This is a genomic window from Thioclava electrotropha (genome assembly GCF_002085925.2).
Taxonomy (GTDB): Bacteria; Pseudomonadota; Alphaproteobacteria; order Rhodobacterales; family Rhodobacteraceae; genus Thioclava; species Thioclava electrotropha.
Genome location: NZ_CP053562.1, coordinates 2,452,409 through 2,472,112, shown reverse-complemented (window position 1 = coordinate 2,472,112; position 19,704 = coordinate 2,452,409). Strand labels below are relative to the sequence as shown.

The following is a 19,704-nucleotide window of genomic DNA, read 5'->3' as shown; positions in this document are numbered from 1 at the left end:
TAGTCTTATTATGCACTAGGGGACGAGTACGCAGTTTCGCTGCGAAACGCGTGGTTAAATCTGTTCGGAGATTTTGATGACGGCACCTTTGCGAAATGCAGAGGCGATCTTGCATTGCGCGGGTTGCGCTGGACGTAACCATGGCGTGTGCGGATCCCTCTCGGATCGAACCCTCGCCCGGGTCGCGCAACGGGCGCGCGCGATCTCCGTCGCGGCCAATGACCGGCTGTGCGAGGAAGATGTCACCTGCCACCACATCGCGCTGGTTCAGAGCGGCATGTTGCGGATGCAGAGCCATTCGCTCGCGGGGCGTCGCAAGATCACCGGGCTCGTCGTTCCGGGCGACAGCATCGGTCAGATCATCCGGGGCACGCGGGGCACCGCGATCGAAGCCGTGATCGACACCAAACTTTGCCTGTTCGAGGCGGCCAATTTCGCTCAGCTGATCGAGCAGGAGCCCGAATTGCGCCGGGCCCTGTGTCATCAGGCGGAAAACTGGACCGAGAAAGCGCGGCGTTTGAGCTTGCTACTGGGCGCCTATGGACCTGCGAGCCGACTGCGCGCGCTGCTGCTGCTGGCGCCCAGTATCATGCCTTGGAAAGCCCTGCCTGACGGGGGTGGCGTGTTGACGATGCTGCTGCCGCGTCAGGACATCGCCGATCTCATCGCCACGACGCAGGAGACGGTCAGCCGCTCGCTGCATCAGTTCCAGAAAGACGGGCTGATCGATATCCTGAACGCTAGGCAATTCCGCCTGAACGACCTCGAGGCCCTGTCCGAAGGGCTGGAGGAGATCCTGCACCAGTGAGCGCGCTCACTCGTCGCGCATCTCCAGCGAATTTCCCGAGATTTCGATGAGCCTCTCCAGATTGGCGAGCTCGACATCGTAAGGCGTGACGATACGGATCGCGCCCGTGCGCTCGAGCTGGTGAAACGCCCGGCTCAGCGATTCCGGCGAGGTGCCCAGCAGATGCGCTATATCGACCCGCTTGATATGGATATGCAGGTTCAGCTGGATGGGCGCATGCGCGGTGCCTTCCAGGGTCCGGTATTTGTGGCGGCTCAGGATGATCAGGAGCGAGGCGAGCCGCTCGACGACTTTCGAGCTGCCCAGCACCATCACCCACTCGCGCGCGGCGTCGAGCTCGTCGAGAATGCTCAGCAGGAACAGCCGCTCCGCCTCATGCGAGCGGGCGATGATCGCCTCGAATTTCTGCCGGTCGCAGGTCAGAACCGCCCCGTCGCTGAGCGCTTCGATCCGGTAGCCGGAGGGGCCGTTGAACGCGCGCCCGAACATGTCCGACGGCGTGATCAGCCCGATGATGTGGCGGTGCCGGTCCTGCAGGGTTTTCGACATCGCGAGAAACCCGTCGGTCACGAAGCCGATCCGGTCCGCGACCTCGCCGTCTTCGATCAGCACATCGCCCGGCGAAAAGCGAATGCTTTGCCAGAGCGGCATCATCTCGCTGCGCAAATCCTCCGGGAGTACGTCGAGCAGGCGCTGCAATTTGCCCTGCGCCACCACGCCCTCGATCTCGACCGGCTGTCCGGATTTCGGATGCTCGTTCATGCGTCTCCTCTCCCTGTCGCGGGAAGGATTCTAGTCCGGGTCAGACCGGGATGCGAGAGCTACGAGGTCGAAAAGCCGGGATTGTGCCGCTCTTTTCTGCGCCTCTCATCATGAAGTTGCAGGAAAAATCGCGCGGCACGGGTAGCACGTTGATCGGCATCAAAGAATCACGCTGAACAGTCACGGTAAAATATCTTGCAACAAAGGAGAGACAGATGAAAAACCTGCTTATCATTCTTGGCGTGACTGCGGCTCTGGCTGGCTGCGAGACGATGACCGGTCCGGCAGCTTCCGACATGACCGATGAGGCGATGACCGCTCCGGCGGGCACTTCGACCGCCACCACGGATACCTCGGGCACCCACACCAATACGCAAGACCAGGATCGCTCGCGCGAGCAAGCGTCGCAATAATCTGACACGGGCGGCGAGGGGCTGATGCATCTCGCCGCCCGCATTGTCTGGGGCGCGCGACCTCAAAGGGGTGACAATGACCGAAGGCCATATCGACGGGCGCAAACTGCGGCGCGCCTGGCGTCTTCTGTGCGGCGGGGCGATGGCCCTGCTGCTTGTCTTGGGGCCCGGTCCCGCGGTCGCGGAGGCTCCCGTCGCTGACGCTATCACCGACGCGGCGCTGCAGCAGGTGCTGCGGTCGGGCGATTGGCCCGCGGCGGAGGCAGCGGCGCGCGCGCGCTTGGCGCGCAATCCAGACGATGTGGGCGCGCTTGTCGTTCTGGCGCGGGCGCTGCGGGGGCAGGGCGACGCGGCAGGCGCGAAGGCGGCGGCGACCCGCGCCAATGCGCAGGCCCGGACGCAGCAGGAAAAATATGTCAGCGCGGTCGAGATGGCGGCGGCGAGCTACGATCTCGGGCATCCGTTCGCAGCCCAGCTCTGGCAACGCCGCGCGATCGAAATGGCGCCCAATGATGCCCTGCGCGCGTCGAGCGTGCGGGACTATCGCGTCCTGTCCGCGGCCAATCCGTGGAGCTTCTCCGTAGCTTTCGACGCGGGCGCGTCCAGCAATGTCAACAATGGCAGTCTCGCGGATACGGTCGATATCGGCGGCATCGACTTCACGCTCAATCCCGATGCGAAGGCGCTGTCGGGCTATGAAATTTCGCTGTCGCTGAAGGCGCGCTACAAATTCGCAGGGTTTGGAGAGTTGCCCGCGAGTTTCGGGGCGCAGATCTACACCAAACAGGTGGTCCTGTCGGGCGATGCGAAGGACTCGGTGCCCGATGCGCGTGGCTCGGATTACACGTTCAACGCGGTCGAGGCGACGTTGGGGCAGGCGCTCAGCCCGGCCGATGCGCCGTTGCGCTATCGTCTCGATCTTCTCGCGGGCAAGAACTGGTATGGCGGCGACGATCTGAGCGACTATCTGCGGGTTTCGGGCAGCGCGCAGTGGGGCGATCCACGGCGTTCGCTCACGCAGGTGACGCTCTCTGGCGAACGGCAGTTGCGCCTCGACAATTTCCGCAACTCGGCGAATGTCGTCACCGCAAGCCTGAGCCATCACCGGCGGCTTGAGGGAGGGGATCGGCTGGGGCTGTCCTTTGCCCTGCGCGACGCGTCCTCGGAGGCGGTCGAGATCGATCATCGGGCGATGCTTGCGGGCGTGTCTTACGATTTCGCCAAGCCGCTGGCCGGGACCGTCAGCGTCGGCGCGGCGCTGGAACTGGAGCGACGCGATTATGACGCGACGCTTTACGGGCCCGGCGCACGGCGCGACACGCGCGGGAGGCTGGCGCTGCAATTCGGGTTCCCGAAGCTCGAATTCTACGGCATCTCGCCGACCCTGCGGCTGGAGGGCGAAGAGACCCGCTCCAATGTCGATTTCTACGACAGCTCGCAGGTGAAATTGCGGCTCGGACTGCGGTCGAATTTCTGACCTCACGCCCCGGTTCGGGGCTTTCATCTGTAAATATTGCGATTTCTGCGACTAAGTGGCCACGCTGCCCATTTCCTCTCGATTTCGTTGACACACATCAATGCGAATCACGAAGAACTCACGGGAATGTGAGCCGTGGATGACGGTAAATTCGCAGTGAAATCAGAGGGATAAGTCTCTATTTCCTGACTGGACGCCATTTGACGTGGGGACGCAGCGGATGACGGGAGGGCAGGTGCCTGAGGGGTCATCGGTTCGCTCATATGGATAGAGGGGACGCAGATATGGCGACACAAATTGACCCAGGTAACGTCGACGATTGGGACGAACCGCTGAACACCGATCCGATGTTCCGCTCGTCGCATGTTTTCAGCACGGCGGATATCACGGTGACCTTCGACGGGATGACGGTTGGGAACTCCGAAGACCCGCAGGCGGTCTTCGATACCGTCGACGATCCGAACGATCCCGAGGATACCAAGATCACCAAGGAGGGGGTGACGCTTTATCCGATCGACAGTGAATTCGGCTATTACGTCAGTGATTTCCAGAATGCCGAGCAGAAAGAGCTCGATGGCGACTATGCCGAGGGTTGGGCGGGTGATGTCTACGACTCCGAGGGCAATCAGCTTGGCCTCGTGATCTCGGATTCACCCACCGACACGTTCAAGACGCCCGCCGTGTACGGCACTTGGCTCGCGGGTCTGGGCGGCAACACGGTGAAGGCCTCGACCGAACATTACGTCGTGATGCAGAACATCCTGTCCGACCAGCGTTTCCCGGGGGATACCGAGGCGCTCTATCCGCTCGACGACGAGCTCTTCATCGTTGGCGGTGAATATGATGGGAAGTCGGTGCGCGGCCTTCTGGCCGGCGAGTACGAGGGCATCACGATTACCGACACCAATGGTGACGGCAAAGTCGATATCAAGGATATTCTTGCCCCCAACGAAACTGAGATCGACAGCAATATCGCGGTCAGCAGCGACTACTCGGTGACGCTGAAGGATGACGGCAAGCTGCTCTATCGCTAGGGCAACACGATCAAGAAGCCCAATGACGTGCGTCTTGAAGCGACGATGGACCTGCCCGACGAGTGGAGCGAGTATAACCCCTACACCTCGCTGCGTAACATCTACCACGTGACCGAGGCCGAACTGGTGATCCATCACACGATTACCAACAACCCCAACGATCAGGTCCGCCCCGAAGACTTCGAGAACGAAGCCGCTATCGGCACTCTGCCCGAATATATCATCGTGCCGGACTACAACCTCGACGGGCAGGGTGCCCGTGAGGTCTGGATCACTGCCGATGACTACTATGCGGGGGATGGCACGCTCTACGAGGCGGGCACGATCCTGCGCGACGATCTTCTGGCGCAGCAATGGGCAGCGAGCGATCTCGCGACGATCGGGGCCGAGGATGGGGCGGCGGGCTTCACCAACGCCTGGTACACCACGATGGACCGCGAGCCCTTCGAGCCGGTGTTGAACGAAGATGGCACCGAATATGCCGATAGCGGTCCGCGCTGGCGTCTGAAGACCGACAAATATGGGCAGGATCTGCCCTCGGTGGTGATCCCGATCGACCCGAGCGACGAGCCGCCTCCCACCAATGACGAGGTGAAATACGAGGTCGGCGCAGAGACCCAGACGGTGATCAACCTGCTCGATTGGGGCTATCCCGCCCAGCCGCTCTCGGTCAGCTCGGGCTGGCAGGACAAGCCCGGCGAGGTGTCGGTCAACGGGATGAACTATTCCGACGGCTTCGATATGGCGGTCTACATCAAGGGCGATATCAAACCCGCGACGATCTACAGCGCCGAGCTGCTGATGGATTACGAGCTGGTCACGCCCTACGCGGTGGGGGCCAATGTCGTCGGCACGGACGGGAATGATTTCCTTGTCGGGATCGGCTCGAACGCCTTCACGGGCGGCGCGGGCACCGATCTCTTCGTCCTCACCTACGGCTCCTCGGTCGAGGGCGTGCCGCTGACCGCGAGCACGATCAGCGATTTCGAAGTCGGCACCGATGCGATTGGCCTGATCGGTCTGGGCGTCTCGGACACGAATTTTGCCGACAACATCTCGCAAGTGGTGAATGGGGACGACCTCGAGATCTGGCTCGACACGGATGGGGCCGAAATCGGTGCCGACCCGGTTCTGATCGCGACGCTGACCGACGTGGCTGGCGATCTCGGGCCGAGCCAGGGGCTCGTCATGGAGGAAGACTTCCTTCTGGCCAACCCGGGTGCGGGCGATGATCCGGGCACAACGGGCCCCAACGAGATCATCGGTACCGATGCGAGCGAGACGCTGATGGGGACCCCGGGCGACGACATCATCACGGCGCTGGGCGGAAACGATATCCTCTACGGCCTTGCGGGCACCGACCTGCTCGACGGGGGTGCCGGGCTCGACCGTCTCTATGGCGGTCTGGACGCGGATGGGTTCGTCTTCGCAGAGGGCACCACGCTCGACATCGTCTACGACTTCGAAGACGGGGTCGACATGATCGCACTCGACGGGGGGCTGACCTTCGCCGACCTCGAGATCACCAGCTACCGCACGACGGGCACTCAAATCACCGCAGGTGACGACCGGATGATCCTGCGCGATGTGGATGTGAGCCTGATCACCGAGGATGATTTCACAACCGTCGATCAATTTGTCGCCGACATGACGCTCGTGAGCGTCTGATCCGGGTTTCTAGAAGGACAATACGAATGGACAACAAAGTAACTTTCATCGCACTGGCGGCTGCGGCCGCCACTCTCTCGGCCTGCGGCGGCAGCGGAACCACGGTCAACACCGCCCCCACCTATGCGGAACTCGTGGCGCGCGCCGATACGGCGGCGGCTGGGGTCGTGGATCTGAGTACCGGGGATGTGACTGGCGGACGCGACGATGTGCCGAATTCGGGCACGGCCAGCTACACCGGTTACGTCAAGGGCGACCTTGACAGCGGCGGGACGTTAATCGGCGAGCTATCGCTTGACGCGAATTTCTCGGGCGGGACGGTCACCGGCTCGGCGACGAATTTCCAGCACTCGACGAAGGACGCCTATACCGGCTCGCTTACGCTTTCCGGCGGGACGATCACCGATAGCGGCGTTGTCGGGACGGCCGATACCTTCGGAGGCAGCCTCGATGGGACGCTCTCCAACGGCGGCACCGATTACACCACCTCGATTTTGCTCGACGGCGAATTCGTCGGCGGGAGCGGAGCAACGCTGCCCGACAATATTGCTGGCTATGCAGACGGAACGCTTGATGACGGGGTGACGAACGATGCGTTCACCGGGGCGTTCATCACCACGCAAACGCCCTGACCGACCCCACTTTCATCAGTGGTACCGGAAGGGCCCGGCGGAGCGATCCGCCGGGCCTTTCTCTTTCCTCCCTCGCGGCGCAGTAACCTGACCCCGATCACGAAAAGGGCCCGGCGAGGTATCCTGCCGGGCCGTTCATTTTGATCGTTCGGGGCGCTGCCTGAAGCGGAACCCTTGGCCCCCCTCATTCCCCTCGGAAGGCGCGGTTGAAATAGATCGTCAGCGGCTGGGTCAGGTAGGACAGCGGCGTGCGCGCGTCGGTCTTGAGGAAGGCCTCGACCGGCATGCCGGGCATCAGCTTGACCTCGGGCAGGGCGGCCAGCGCTTCCGGATCGGGCTCCACCGTCGCCTCGTAATAGGTCTCGCGGTTCGCCTCGTCAGTCTGCACGTCGGGCGAGACCCGCAGCACTTCGGCCGGGATCGCGGGCGTGGTGCGACGGTTGAAGGTCGAGAATTGCAGCGAGACCTGCTGACCGGAATAGACCTGATCGATGCTCGTCGGATCGACGCGGACCGAGACGTAGAGCGGCTGATCGCTGGGCACGAGGAACATCATCGGCTGAGCGGGCTGGATGACCGATTGCAGCGCGAAGACCTGCGAGCCGAACACTACGCCATCGACCGGCGCGCGCACGTCGAGCCGTGCGAGCTTCTCGCGCAGGGTGTTTTCGCGTTCGACCAGCGAAATCTCGTTATATTGCAGGTCGCGCAGCTGGGTGATCGCGGCCTCGCGGCGATCCTCGGACAGGCCGACGACCTCGATCTCGAGCGCCGAGATCCGCACGCGCGCCTCCGCGATGACCGAGTTCAGCCGCCCGATCTCGCCGGTCAGCTTGGCATGTTCGCGCTGGGTGGCGAGCACGCGCGAGGCTTCCATCAGCTTGCGCTCGTAAAGGCTTTGCTTGTCCTCCAGCTCCTGCGACACGAGGTCGAGCTGTTCCATCAGCGAGACGCGCTGCGCCTCGACGCCTTCGATCTGCTTTTCGATCTGCTGCTGTTGCTCGCGCAGCTGGTTGATCTTCTTGGCCATCGTCGCCTGACGCGCGGCAAAGAGGTTGCTCTGGCCCTCGCGTTGCTGGGCGACCTGCTCGGGGTCGAGCATCGGGAAGTCGGGCAGTACGGTGAAATCCACCTCTGTCAGATCGTCGCGCTCGGCGGCCAGCCGCGCCTTGCGCACCGCGATCTCCAGAAGCTGCGCCTGCACGATCGCAAGCTCCGAGCGCAGAAAGGTCCCGTCGAGGCGCAGTAGCACGTCGCCCGCATGCACCTGATCGCCGTTATGGGCGAGGATTTCGCCCACGACGCCACCATCGGGGTGCTGGATCACCTGCCGTTCGCTCTCGACCTTGACCACGCCGCGCGACACGACCGCGCCGTTGATCTTCGCGCCGACGCTCCAGGCGCCCATGCCGCCGACGAGGAGGGTGATCGCGCCGAAGCCTGCGGCGAGCAGAAGTCGGCTATTTGCGAAATCGGAGGATTTGCTCATTTCTCGGCCCTCATCGTCAGAATCCGTTGCACGTCCTGCGCGTTCTTGATCATCGACTGGATGACCTCGTCGCGCGGCCCCTGCGCGGTGATCTGGCCGCTTTCGAGGATCACGAGGCGCGAGCAGGCTTTGATCGCATTGGTGCGGTGGGTCATCAGCACGACCGATTTACCTTCCTCGGTCATCGCCTTCACCACGGCGTTCAGCGCCTCGGAGCCCTCGGAGTCGAGTGCCGAGTTCGGCTCGTCGAGCACCAGAAGCACCGGATCGTTGTAGAGCGCGCGGGCCAGACCCAGCCGCTGGCGCTGGCCGCCCGAGAGCTGCGCGTCGCGCGCGCTGATATGGGTGTCGTAGCCCTTGGGCAGTTGCAGGATGATCTCGTGGATATGCGCTTTCTTTGCGGCGGCCACGACCCGCTCGGCATCCGGCGATTGGGCCATCTGCGCAATGTTCTCGGCGATGGTGCCGTCGAAGGTCTTCACCACCTGCGGCAGGTAGCCGATGAACTGGCCCAGCCGCTCGGGGCTGTATTGGTCGAGCTTGGCGGCGGCGAGGCGCACCTCGCCCGCTGTGGGGGACACGAGACCCACCAGCGCCCGCGCCAGCGTCGTCTTGCCCGAGCCGCTCTTGCCGATCACGCCGATGGCTTCGCCGGGGGCGACATCGAAGCTCACGTTATACAGGATCGGACGCTCGCCACGTTTGCGCGAGACCGAGACGCCGCGCACCGAGAGATCGCCCGTCGGCGCGGGCAGTTCGGTCGGCTTGCGCGGCTCGGGCACCGAGCCCAGAAACGCCCGCAGCGCGGCCCAGCCGTTGCGTGCGCGGTGCAGCAGTGTCCATTGGCCCAGCACCTGCTCGACCGGGGCCAGCGCGCGGCCCAGCAGGACCGAGCCCGCGATGATCGCGCCCGCCGTCATCTCGTGTTGCAGCACCAGATAGGCACCTACGGCCAGCACCGCCGATTGCAGCAGCATCCGGAAGCCCTTGGAAAATGCGCCGAACGCGCCGGTCCAGTCGGCCGCGCGCAGCATCTTGCGCTGGCCTTCGGTCTGGGTGTCCTGCCAGCGCGCGCGCATGGTCTCTCCCATGCCCTGCGCCCAGAGGTAATCGGCCCCGTCCTCGACCTGCCGCGCGATCTGGTTGCCCGCGAAAGAGGTGCCCTGCGCCTCGGTCAGGCGGGTCTGGGTGAGCCAGTGGTTGAGCAGCGAGGTCACGACCAAAAGCGCACCGCCCGCCAGCGCCAGCCAGCCCAGAAGCGGGTGGAAGATGAAGATCGCGGCGGCGAAGACCGGCGTCCACGGAATGTCCAAGAGCGACAGCAGCACCGGCGAGGCGAAGACGGTTTTCACCGCATCGAGGTCCTGCAACGCGCTCGCGCCCTTGTCGGTGCGCCCCAGCGCTGCGCGCTCCAGCGAGGCGCGGAAGACCCGGTCGGAGAGATTGGCGTGAAGCCGTGCGCCGACCCGCGCCATCACGCGGGCGCGGACGAATTCCAGAATGGTGTAGAACAGGTAGAGGAACACCACGAGACCGAACAGCGCGACCAGCGTCTCTTCCGAGCGCGAACCGATCACCCGGTCATAGACCTGCAGCATGAAAAGCGGCCCGGTCAGCAGCAGAAGATTGGTGAAAAAGCTGAAAAGAACAGCGGAGCCGATCAACCCCCGGCTCCCGGAAAAAGCGCGCCGCATTTCCGACCGCGCGCCCGAAGAAGAAAGTCCCACGCCAATACCCCAAAGTTGCGTATCCCCGGGTTCATTTTCACGACGCGGTGAGGGGCATCATTGATTGATGTCAATTTTGCGCGAGACGGGTAGAAAAAGCTGCGCGAGCAGCCGGGCGCGCAGGTGGCCTCAGCCCTGCGCCATCAGCGCGCGCAGCACCTGCGGGACCGCTTCGGGGAGGTCTTCGGCGATCAGGCCGGGGCCGAAACTGCGCGCGGCCTCCACGTGGAGCCAGGCTGCGGAGGTCGCGGCGTCGAAGGGTTTGAACCCGCGCGCAAGAAGCCCCGTGATAAGCCCCGCCAGAACATCGCCCGCGCCTGCGGTGGCAAGCCACGGCGCCGCGCGGTCTTGGGTGGCCGAATGCAGTGCGACGCGCCCGTTCGGGTCCGCAATCACGGTGTCGGCCCCTTTGAGCAGTACCGTACAGCCCGCGCGCGCAGCGGCTTCGCGGGTGGCGTCCAGCTTGGAATAGCTTGGATCGTCGCCTGACAGCTTCTCGGCCAGATCGGGGAACAGCCGTTTGAATTCGCCCGGATGCGGGGTCAGCACGCAGGTCGCGTGAAGCTGGCCGAAGAGCACGCTCGGATCCTCGGCAAAGGCGCTGAGCGCATCGGCATCCAGCACCGTCGCCCGTTTGCCCCAAAGCGCCGCCGGCACCATCTCCTGCGCGCGCGCCATGCCCAGACCGGGGCCGAGGCAGAGCGCGTTTAGCCGCTCGTCGCCCAGCATCCCGCGCAAGGAATAGGCGTCGGGCAGGGCGTTCAGCATGATCGCGTCGAGATGCGCCGCGTTTTCGGCCAGCGCCTTGGGCGGGCAGGCGAGCGTCACCAGCCCCGCGCCGATCCGTAGAGCCGCCCGCGCCGCCATCCGTGCAGCCCCGCCTTTGCCCGCGCCGCCCGAGAGCACCAGCGCATGACCGTGGCTGTATTTGTGGCCCGCCTGCTTCATCAGGAAATTCGACGGGCGGTCGATCAGCTGTGCGGCGTCCGCAATCGCATGCTGCGGCAGGCCGATATCGGTCACGACGAGGTCGCCGCGCATCGACGCGCCGCCGCCGGGCCGGTCGGGCCCGTCCGAGGGATCGAGGTAATGGCCGCATTTCGCGCGGTGGAAGCTGACCGTCAGATCGGCGGGGAAAGCGCCGCCGAGGTTGCGGCCGCTATCCGAGGAAATCCCGCTGGGAATATCGACCGCAACGAAGCGCGGGCGCGGTCCCGAGGGATTGGAAAAGCGCCGCGGATAAATCCCGCGCCATGTCTTCGCGGTGTCCTCGGGCATCGGACGCGTCAGGCCGGTGCCGAACAGCGCGTCGATCACCAGCCCGCCCTCCATCTCGTCGATCCGGTCCTCGATCGCGGCATCATCCCAGGGCAGGACCGCGCCGATCTGCGCCCAGCGGTCGTGATTGGTCTGCGCATCGGGGGGCAGGCGGGTCGGGTCGCCATAGGCGTAACAGGCGACGATCCAGCCGCGCTCGGCCAGAAGCCGCGCGATCACATAGCCGTCGCCGCCGTTATTGCCCGGACCGCACAACACCACCGCCTGCGAGGGCCCCGGATCGGGCCAGCGCGAGAAGATCGCCGTGACGACGCTTTCCCCGGCGCGCTCCATCAGTTCAAGGCCCGTCACCGCGCCGCTCTCGATCTCGGCGCGTTCGCATTGGCGCATTTGGCTCGCGGTCAGGATTTCGGGCATGGTCCTCGGGTCGTCAAAGGAATCGTTTTCAAACTGCTGCTTTTTTGTGCTACTTGCACGAATTGCGGGCGCGGCTTTCGGAATTCCGATCCCCATTCCGCTCCCGTCCAGCCTAGCCGATTGCGGGGGCTTTGGGAAAGTGGTCTGAGGGGGTCGGAACGAAGACCTGACGGAGGAGTCGGCGGCATGAAAAAGGTGGAGGCGATCATCAAGCCCTTCAAACTCGATGAAGTGAAAGAAGCACTTCAGGAAGTTGGTATTCAGGGCCTTTCGGTGATCGAGGTGAAAGGGTTCGGACGCCAGAAGGGCCATACCGAGCTTTATCGCGGCGCCGAATATGTCGTGGATTTCCTGCCCAAGGTGAAGATCGAGATGGTGCTGCCCGACGACCTCGTCGACGCCGCCATCGAAGCGATCACGAACGCCGCGCGCACCGAGAAGATCGGCGACGGCAAGATCTTCGTCTCTCCGATGGAGCAGGCGATCCGTATCCGCACCGGCGAGTCGGGCGACGACGCGCTGTAACTTCCGCCATTCCCGCCGGGCCTCGTTGCGGGTCCGGGGATAACCCAAGCTCAACGAAAGGGTAATGTGACATGAGCATCAAGGACGCTCTCAAACTGATGAAGGACGAAGACGTCGAATACGTCGACGTTCGCTTCACCGATCCGCGCGGCAAGCTGCAGCACGTGACGCTGATGCATACCGAGGTCGACGAAGATTTCTTCGAAGAAGGCTTCATGTTCGACGGCTCCTCGATCGCGGGCTGGAAGTCGATCGATCAGTCCGACATGAAACTGATCCCGGACGCGTCCTCGGTCTATATCGACCCCTTCTACGCTGAGAAAACCATGTGCGTGCACTGCACCGTGGTCGAGCCCGACACCGGCGAGCCCTATGCCCGCGACCCGCGTGGCACCGCCGAGAAGGCCGAAGCCTATCTCGTCGCCTCGGGCATCGGTGATACGGCCTTCTTCGGTCCGGAAGCGGAATTCTTCCTGTTCGACGACGTGAAGTTCTCGGTCTCGATGAACAAGGTCTCCTACGAAGTCGACGCGATCGACGCCTCCTGGAACACCGACACCGATTACGAGATGGGCAACATGGGCCATCGTCCGGGCGTCAAGGGCGGCTACTTCCCGGTCAACCCGGTGGATGACGCGCAGGACCTGCGTTCGGAAATGCTCTCGACCATGAAGCGCATGGGCATGAAGGTCGACAAGCACCACCACGAAGTGGCCTCGTGCCAGCACGAGCTGGGCCTGATCTTCGGGACGCTGACCAAGCAGGCCGACGACATCCAGAAGTACAAATACGTCATCCACAACGTGGCGCACGCCTACGGCAAATCGGCGACCTTCATGCCGAAGCCGATCACCGGCGACAACGGCACCGGCATGCACGTGAACATGTCGATCTGGAAAGACGGCAAGCCGCTCTTCGCAGGCGACAAATACGCCGACCTGTCGCAGGAAGCCCTGTGGTTCATCGGCGGTATCCTGAAGCACGCGAAGTCGCTCAACGCCTTCACCAACCCGGCGACGAACTCCTACAAGCGTCTGATCCCGGGTTTTGAGGCTCCGGTTCTGCGCGCGTATTCGGCGCGTAACCGTTCGGGCTGTGTCCGTATTCCGTGGGCTGAATCCCCCAAGGCAAAGCGCGTCGAAGCACGTTTCCCCGATCCGTCGGCGAACCCCTACCTGTGCTTCTCGGCTCTGCTGATGGCTGGTCTCGACGGCATCAAGAACAAGATCGATCCGGGCCCGTCCTCGGACAAGGACCTCTACGATCTGCCGCCGGAAGAACTGGCCTCGATCCCGACCGTTTGCGCCTCGCTGCGTGAAGCGCTCGAGACGCTGGAAGCCGATCACGAGTTCCTGCTGGCCGGTGACGTGTTCACCAAGGACCAGATCGAGGGCTACATCGCACTGAAGTGGGAAGAAGTGTACGCGTTCGAGCACACCCCTCACCCGGTGGAATACAAGTACTACTACTCCTGCTAAACGGGAGAGGGACAGTGATGGGAAGGGGCGTCCGGTCGGGCGCCCCTTTCGTTTTTGGGCCAGAGATATCTTTGGGCCAGAGATATGGCGCTTTCGCATCGCCCGACGCGGGGTAAGGCCCCGCCACTTGACAGACGCACCTGCGCCGCCCATCTGTCGGGCCTTGGCTGCCGGATGCCAGCCGCCCGCGGGGTGTTTCCCTTGGTGAAATCCGGTTTACGATCGCTCTCCATTCTTTCGGGGGCTCTTCGGCAATGCGGGCCCCGAAGCGGTGGATCATCCCCGTGGAGACGAGATGATGACTGTAAACACAGTGAAAGACGTGAAGGCGCAGGCGCGCCGTCTGGCCGATGCAATGGCGCAGGCGGGAACTCCCGTTGCGCTGTCGAAAGCCTATGAGCTGACCGCGCAGGCGGCGGGTCATGCGGATTGGAACACGATGGTGGCGGCGCTGCGACGTGCCGAACCGGCAGCGCAAGCGAAGGGCTATGCCTTGGGCGATGCGGTGCGCGGGCGCTATCTGGGCCATCCGGTGAGCGGGCGCGTCCATGCGCTGCGCCGCAAGGGCGAGACCCATTACGACATCGAGATCGCGCTGGACGAGCCGGTCGATGTTGTTGAAAGCGCTGCGTTTTCCTCGATGCGGCGGCGCGTACGTGCGACGATCGGCGCGGATGGGCGCTCGATCGGGCGACGCTCTGACGGGGTCGCGCATCTCGAACTGGACTGAGGGGAAGGGGCGCATCGAGCGCCCCTTTTTCTTTGCGCGCGACTGGGGCAGGATCATCCGGCGATATGGCGGGGAGGGATCATGCGCTCGGAGAAGGACAAGATGCTGGCGGGCGAGTTGTATCGCGCCGAGGGCCCGGAGATCGAAGCGGATGTCGCCCGTGCCGGTGCGTGGATGGACCGGTTCAACGCCACCGTGGCGCAAAGCGCCGAGGACTGCCATGCGCTGCTGTCGGAGCTATTTGCCGAAGTCGGGGAGGGCGCGCGCATCCGCCCGCCGTTTCACTGCGATTACGGCAGCAATATCCGGCTCGGGGCCGGGGTCTTCCTGAATTACGACTGTGTCATTCTCGATGTGGTTGCGGTGACGATCGGCGATCGGACGCAGATCGGGCCGAAGGTGCAGATCCTGACCGCCGATCATCCCCGCGATCCGGAGACGCGCCGAACCGGGCTGGAATTCGGACGGCCCGTGCGGATCGGCGAGGATGTCTGGATCGGCGGCGGCGCGATCCTTCTGCCGGGTATTACGGTGGGTGATGGCGCGTTGATCGGTGCGGGCGCGGTGGTGACGCGCGACGTGCCTGCGGGCGCCACGGTCGCGGGCAATCCGGCGCGGATCATCGATCGGTAAGGCTTGAGCGGGGAGAGGGGCAGCGAAACTTGCCCCGCCGCGCCCTTCTCGCTAAGGGAAACCAAAGATCAATCAGGAGGATCAGGCATGAGCCGCGCATTCGTATTCCCCGGTCAGGGCGCACAGGTCATCGGCATGGGCAAGGCATTGGCCGACGCCTATCCCGCGTCGAAAGCGGTGTTCGAAGAGGTCGATGACGCGCTCGGGCAAAAGCTGAGCACGCTCATCTGGGAAGGCGAGCAGGACGAGCTGACGCTGACCGCCAACGCGCAGCCCGCGCTGATGGCGACCTCGATCGCAGCCCTGCGCGCGCTGGAGGCCGAAGGCTATGTGGTGACGGACGCGGCCTATGTCGCGGGTCACTCGCTGGGCGAATATTCGGCGCTTTGCGCGGCGGGTTCGCTGAGCCTGGCCGATACCGCGCGCCTGCTGCGCGTGCGCGGCGACGCGATGCAATCGGCGGTGCCGGTGGGCGTCGGCGCGATGGCCGCGATCCTCGGGCTCGATTTCGAGGCCGCGTCGAAAGTCGCAGCCGAGGCGGCGCAGGGCGAGGTCTGTCAGGCCGCGAACGATAACGATCCGAGCCAGGTCGTGATCTCGGGCGACAAGGCGGCGGTCGAGCGCGCCACCGTGCTCGCCAAGGAAGCGGGCGCGAAACGGGCCGTGATGCTGCCGGTCTCCGCGCCGTTCCATTGCGCGCTGATGCAGCCCGCCGCGGATGCGATGGATGCCGCGCTGGCTGGCGTCGAGATCAAGGCGCCGGTCGTGCCGCTGGTCGCCAATGTGCGCGCCGAAGCGGTGAGCGACCCGGCTCTGATCCGCGAGCTGCTGGTCGAGCAGGTCACGGGCTCGGTGCGTTGGCGCGAGAGCGTGGCGTGGATGGCCGGTCAGGGCGTCGACGAGATCTGGGAAATCGGCGCGGGCAAGGCGCTCTCGGGAATGATCCGCCGGATCGCGAAAGAGGTGACCTGCCGCGCGGTCGGCACGCCGGAGGATATCGCTGCCCTGAAGGGCTGAGGGCTGCGCCGGGGGATCCTCCCCCGGACCCCCTGGGATATTTCCGCCAAGAGGAAGCTTAAGCCGACCGGTTCCAAGTCGAACTAATCGGCCTTTTCATACGGTTGTGATCGCGATGCGCCTGTCGCTTTGATGCGCGCAACCATGGCGTGTGGCACTTAGAGTTCCCTAACGGCGCTTTCGCTGCTAAGAGAGCGCCAACTTAGATATGAGGTAGCATGATGTTCGATCTGAAAGGCAAACGCGCGCTTGTCACCGGGGCTTCTGGCGGGATCGGCGCCGAAATCGCGCGGGCCCTCCATGCGGGCGGTGCGTCGGTGGCACTGTCTGGCACGCGGGTCGAGCCGCTCGAGGCACTGGCTGCCGAGCTGGGCGAGGGCGCCTATGTCTGCCCGGCGAATCTGAGCGATCCGGAATCGGTCGAGGCGCTGCCGAAAGCGGCGATCGAGGCGATGGGTGGTCTCGACATCCTCGTGAACAATGCCGGCATCACGCGGGATCAGCTGACGATGCGGATGTCGGACGAGGATTGGCAATCGGTGATCGACGTGAACCTGACGGCGGCGTTCCGCCTGATGCGTGCGGTTCTCCGCCCGATGATGAAAGCGCGCTGGGGCCGGATCATCAACATCACGTCCGTTGTCGGGCAGACCGGCAACCCCGGTCAGGTGAACTATGCGGCCGCCAAGGCGGGTCTTGTCGGCGCGTCGAAATCGCTCGCGCAGGAAGTCGCGACGCGCGGCGTGACGGTGAACTGCGTGGCACCGGGCTTCATCGAGACGCCGATGACGGAAAAGCTCACCGAGGCTCAGAAAGACGCGATCCTGTCTGGTATCCCGGCCGGGCGCATGGGAACGCCGGAAGAAATCGCGGCTGCGGTGCGCTACATCGCAAGTCCCGAGGCGGGCTACGTCACCGGTGCGGTGCTGCACGTCAACGGCGGCGGGACGATGGCCTGACGTCTTTGTGACCCTAGGGCACGAAGGCCTTTGATAGGATAGAGAAACGTCTTGCCATGGGCCACGGCAATCGCTAAGAGCGCTGCAGACGGGCCGGGCGTAAAAGCCACGGCTCTGAATTGCGGTCTTCGGGTTGACCCGGGGCGCGCGGGTTGAGACGCTCGTATTCGAGCAAGCATGAACGGGCTAGGCCCTATAAACTTTGAGGAATTGACATGAGCGACATCGCTGATCGCGTGAAGAAGATCGTCGTGGAGCATCTCGGCGTGGAAGAGGACAAGGTCACTGAGAGCGCCTCGTTCATCGACGACCTCGGTGCGGACAGCCTCGACACGGTCGAGCTGGTCATGGCCTTCGAAGAAGAGTTCGGCATCGAGATCCCCGATGACGCCGCCGAGAACATTCAGACCGTCGGCGATGCGGTGAAATTCATCTCGGAAGCGCAGTAAGCCTTTTACGGCTGACGCTGAGAGAGAGTTAAGGGCGGCGCTTCGGGGAACCGGAGCGCCGCTTTTCTTTTGCGCGAAGCGCGCGTGCGTTCGGGGGAGGGAAGATGCGTAGTTTCGTCGCGATCGAGCTGCCCGAGGCGCATGTCGAGGCCATCGAGCGGTTGCAGCAGGCTCTGGGTGCGGGCCGGATCGTGCAGCCCGAGAACCTGCATCTGACGCTGGCCTTTCTCGACGAGATCGACGCAGGCCAGCTCGAGGCGCTGGACGAGGGGCTGCGGGCCATCGACTGGGCGCCCGGGCCGGAGGTGGTGCTGGCGGGGCTGGAGATTTTCGGCAGTGCCGCGCGACCGGAGGCGCTGGTGCTGGGCGTGCAGGCCGATCCCAACCTCGACCGTTGGCACCGCGCGGTGATGGGCGCCGCGCGTCTGGCGGAGATCGACCTGCCGCGGCGGCGGTTTCGTCCGCATGTCACCCTGTCGCGGTTCGGCAAGCGCGCATCTCCGGGGGATTTGCTGCGGCTGGGGCGACTCATGGCGGCGGAAGGCGCTGTGAAGCTGCCCGCTTTCACGCCCGAGCAGGTGGCGTTGATCCAGTCCACGCTGGGACACGGGCCGCCGCGGCATGACGTTTTAATGCGCTATCCGGATGAAAAATCTGTGCAATTCGCGAAGACCTGACCGAAAGTGCAATCGTGCCCGCGCGGCTGTTAACCCTTCGTTAACGAATTAGGCGTCCCTTGGAGAGGTCGCGGGTGCTTATGTAAAATGCCCTTCTGCCCGCGCAGTTGAGGTCACGTTATGTCTGTGTTTCGCCGGGCTCGGGTTCTGATCCGTCCTCTTTTGGTTTTCGCCGCCGCGCTTGCGGGGTTGGCTCTGCTGGCGCAGATGGCCACCGCGCTGTCGGGCGAGGATATGGTCGTGCGCGCGCTCACGTCGTGGAACGCGATGGGCGCGTGGACGGCGCTGGCCATTCTGGCGATGGCGGGCGCGATTGCGTTTCGGCGCGAGGCACCGAATGTGGCGCGCGGGCTGGCGGCGGGAGCGCTGTTGCTGTGCCTGTTCTCGAACGTTGCGGAGGTCTATGACCTGAGCGGAGCGGGGGCGATCGGGGGAGGCGCGGCGGCGCTCTTGGCGATCACCGCGGCGGGGTTCTTCGCGCTGGAGGCGGGCGCTTATCTGTTTGGAACGATTGCCTATCTGACGGTGTTCGGCGGGGCTTTGATGTACCTGCTGTCGCACAGTATCGCGACCAGTCGGCTGGCGGAGGGCGTGTCGATCGGGGCGGCGCTGGCGATCATGTGTCTCGCCTATGCGGGGCTCATCTGCCGCAGCGATCGTGGGGTGATGCGGGTGCTGCTCAACGAGCATGCCTCGGGGCGGCAGGCACGGGCGCAGATGCTTCTGGGGGTCGTCGCGCCCTTCCTGCTGGGCACGTTCTATCTGCTCAGCGATCAGGGGAGTCAGGTGCGCGCGGAGCTGCTGTTGCTGGTCGCGACCATCGTGGGGGTGAATATCGGGCTGATCATCCTGATGGCCGTCTCGCTGGAGCGGGTGGATCATGCGCGGCGCAAGGCCGAGCGGGAACTGGTGAACCGGGCGATGCGCGACGGACTGACGGGGCTGTTCAACCGTGAGATGCTCGGGCGGCGTTTCGCGCAGTATTTCGCGCAAGGTATGCGCGGCGAGATGCCCTTCACTGCGCTGATGATCGATCTCGACCATTTCAAGCAGATCAACGATCTGGGCGGGCATCATCTGGGGGATCGGGTTCTGCGCCGTGCCGCGCGCGAGATGCGGGCGCAGTTGCGGCTGGAGGATACGATGGCGCGGGTCGGCGGCGAGGAATTCGCGGTGATCCTGCCGGGGGCGGGGCTGGCCGAGGCGCTCGAAGTGGCGGAGCGGTTGCGCGCCTGTGTGGCGGGGCTGCGTTTCGAGGATCAGTACGGCGCGGCGCTGCAGGTCACTGTCTCGATCGGGGTGGCCGAATGGGAGCGCGGCGAGGAGTTGCGGAGCCTCTATGCGCGCGCCGACGGGGCGCTCTACGCGGCGAAGAATGGCGGGCGCGACCGGGTGTTGCTGGCGCCGCCCACCGCTCAGATGCGCTGTACCGCGCTGACGCTGCCGCCGCTGAGCACCGGGCGGGCGCCTACGGCTGTGCCGACGCTTCCGGCACGGCAGACTGAACCGGTTCGCGCCCCGCAACGCTAGC

General features: G+C 64.4%; 19 protein-coding genes. 15 read left to right on the top strand and 4 right to left on the bottom strand.

The window, feature by feature from the left end:
- Window positions 1-145 precede the first annotated feature (145 nt).
- Entirely contained in the window at window positions 146-808 is a 663-nt protein-coding gene (locus tag AKL02_RS11765) for a Crp/Fnr family transcriptional regulator (RefSeq protein ID WP_198453183.1), read from the top strand.
- A 6-nt stretch (window positions 809-814) separates the two neighbouring features.
- Here the strand turns inward: AKL02_RS11765 and AKL02_RS11760 are convergent, their stop codons facing one another.
- A complete protein-coding gene (locus tag AKL02_RS11760) occupies window positions 815-1,570 on the bottom strand; it encodes a Crp/Fnr family transcriptional regulator (RefSeq protein ID WP_078520910.1) in 756 nt (251 codons plus the stop codon).
- A gap of 215 nt (window positions 1,571-1,785) precedes the next feature.
- On the opposite strand from AKL02_RS11760, the gene AKL02_RS11755 reads away from it, so the two are divergent.
- From AKL02_RS11755 to AKL02_RS11735, 5 genes are all read left to right on the top strand, one after another.
- Window positions 1,786-1,983, top strand: a complete 198-nt coding sequence (locus AKL02_RS11755) for a hypothetical protein (protein WP_078520909.1) — start codon at window positions 1,786-1,788, stop codon at window positions 1,981-1,983.
- Between the two features lie 76 nt (window positions 1,984-2,059).
- Window positions 2,060-3,460 (top strand): surface lipoprotein assembly modifier, encoded by a 1,401-nt coding sequence (locus AKL02_RS11750; protein WP_083077336.1) that lies wholly within the window; start codon window positions 2,060-2,062, stop codon window positions 3,458-3,460.
- Between the two features lie 284 nt (window positions 3,461-3,744).
- A complete protein-coding gene (locus AKL02_RS11745; RefSeq protein ID WP_083077334.1) occupies window positions 3,745-4,494 on the top strand; it encodes a hypothetical protein in 750 nt (249 codons plus the stop codon).
- Between the two features lie 27 nt (window positions 4,495-4,521).
- On the top strand, window positions 4,522-6,162 hold the full coding sequence (locus tag AKL02_RS11740) for a calcium-binding protein (RefSeq protein WP_133051941.1): 1,641 nt from the start codon (window positions 4,522-4,524) through the stop codon (window positions 6,160-6,162).
- A 26-nt stretch (window positions 6,163-6,188) separates the two neighbouring features.
- Complete coding sequence (locus AKL02_RS11735) at window positions 6,189-6,794, top strand: HupA family protein (protein WP_083077329.1); 606 nt, start codon at window positions 6,189-6,191, stop codon at window positions 6,792-6,794.
- A 184-nt stretch (window positions 6,795-6,978) separates the two neighbouring features.
- Here the strand turns inward: AKL02_RS11735 and AKL02_RS11730 are convergent, their stop codons facing one another.
- The 3 genes from AKL02_RS11730 to AKL02_RS11720 all read right to left on the bottom strand — a co-directional run bounded on the left by AKL02_RS11730 (window position 6,979) and on the right by AKL02_RS11720 (window position 11,705).
- Window positions 6,979-8,283, bottom strand: coding sequence for an HlyD family type I secretion periplasmic adaptor subunit (locus AKL02_RS11730; RefSeq protein ID WP_083077326.1), 1,305 nt, complete (start codon window positions 8,281-8,283; stop codon window positions 6,979-6,981).
- Window positions 8,280-9,947: a type I secretion system permease/ATPase gene (locus AKL02_RS11725; protein ID WP_232621608.1), complete on the bottom strand. Its 1,668-nt coding sequence runs from the start codon at window positions 9,945-9,947 to the stop codon at window positions 8,280-8,282. Before AKL02_RS11725 ends, AKL02_RS11730 begins: the two co-directional genes overlap by 4 nt.
- A 192-nt stretch (window positions 9,948-10,139) precedes the next feature.
- Entirely contained in the window at window positions 10,140-11,705 is a 1,566-nt protein-coding gene (locus AKL02_RS11720) for an NAD(P)H-hydrate dehydratase (protein ID WP_083077320.1), read from the bottom strand.
- A gap of 186 nt (window positions 11,706-11,891) precedes the next feature.
- Between AKL02_RS11720 and AKL02_RS11715 the strand changes: the two genes are divergently transcribed.
- From AKL02_RS11715 to AKL02_RS11675, 9 genes are all read left to right on the top strand, one after another.
- Window positions 11,892-12,230 carry a P-II family nitrogen regulator gene (locus tag AKL02_RS11715; RefSeq protein WP_075775041.1) on the top strand — a complete coding sequence of 113 codons (339 nt, stop codon included), beginning with the start codon at window positions 11,892-11,894 and terminating at the stop codon, window positions 12,228-12,230.
- Between the two features lie 71 nt (window positions 12,231-12,301).
- Window positions 12,302-13,708 carry a type I glutamate--ammonia ligase gene (gene glnA / locus AKL02_RS11710; RefSeq protein WP_083077318.1) on the top strand — a complete coding sequence of 469 codons (1,407 nt, stop codon included), beginning with the start codon at window positions 12,302-12,304 and terminating at the stop codon, window positions 13,706-13,708.
- A 298-nt stretch (window positions 13,709-14,006) separates the two neighbouring features.
- A complete protein-coding gene (locus AKL02_RS11705; RefSeq protein WP_133051940.1) occupies window positions 14,007-14,438 on the top strand; it encodes a glyoxalase superfamily protein in 432 nt (143 codons plus the stop codon).
- 81 nt (window positions 14,439-14,519) lie between these two features.
- The gene (locus AKL02_RS11700) at window positions 14,520-15,071 is read left to right on the top strand and encodes a sugar O-acetyltransferase (RefSeq protein WP_083077312.1); all 552 of its coding nucleotides are present in this window, start codon (window positions 14,520-14,522) and stop codon (window positions 15,069-15,071) included.
- Between the two features lie 87 nt (window positions 15,072-15,158).
- Window positions 15,159-16,088 carry an ACP S-malonyltransferase gene (fabD, locus tag AKL02_RS11695; RefSeq protein ID WP_083077309.1) on the top strand — a complete coding sequence of 310 codons (930 nt, stop codon included), beginning with the start codon at window positions 15,159-15,161 and terminating at the stop codon, window positions 16,086-16,088.
- A gap of 221 nt (window positions 16,089-16,309) precedes the next feature.
- On the top strand, window positions 16,310-17,047 hold the full coding sequence (fabG, locus tag AKL02_RS11690; RefSeq protein ID WP_078521048.1) for a 3-oxoacyl-[acyl-carrier-protein] reductase: 738 nt from the start codon (window positions 16,310-16,312) through the stop codon (window positions 17,045-17,047).
- A gap of 215 nt (window positions 17,048-17,262) precedes the next feature.
- Complete coding sequence (locus AKL02_RS11685) at window positions 17,263-17,496, top strand: acyl carrier protein (RefSeq protein WP_075775036.1); 234 nt, start codon at window positions 17,263-17,265, stop codon at window positions 17,494-17,496.
- 104 nt (window positions 17,497-17,600) lie between these two features.
- Window positions 17,601-18,173 (top strand): RNA 2',3'-cyclic phosphodiesterase, encoded by a 573-nt coding sequence (gene thpR, locus AKL02_RS11680; protein WP_083077306.1) that lies wholly within the window; start codon window positions 17,601-17,603, stop codon window positions 18,171-18,173.
- 120 nt (window positions 18,174-18,293) lie between these two features.
- Entirely contained in the window at window positions 18,294-19,703 is a 1,410-nt protein-coding gene (locus AKL02_RS11675; protein WP_083077303.1) for a GGDEF domain-containing protein, read from the top strand.
- The last annotated feature ends 1 nt before the right edge of the window (window position 19,704 follow it).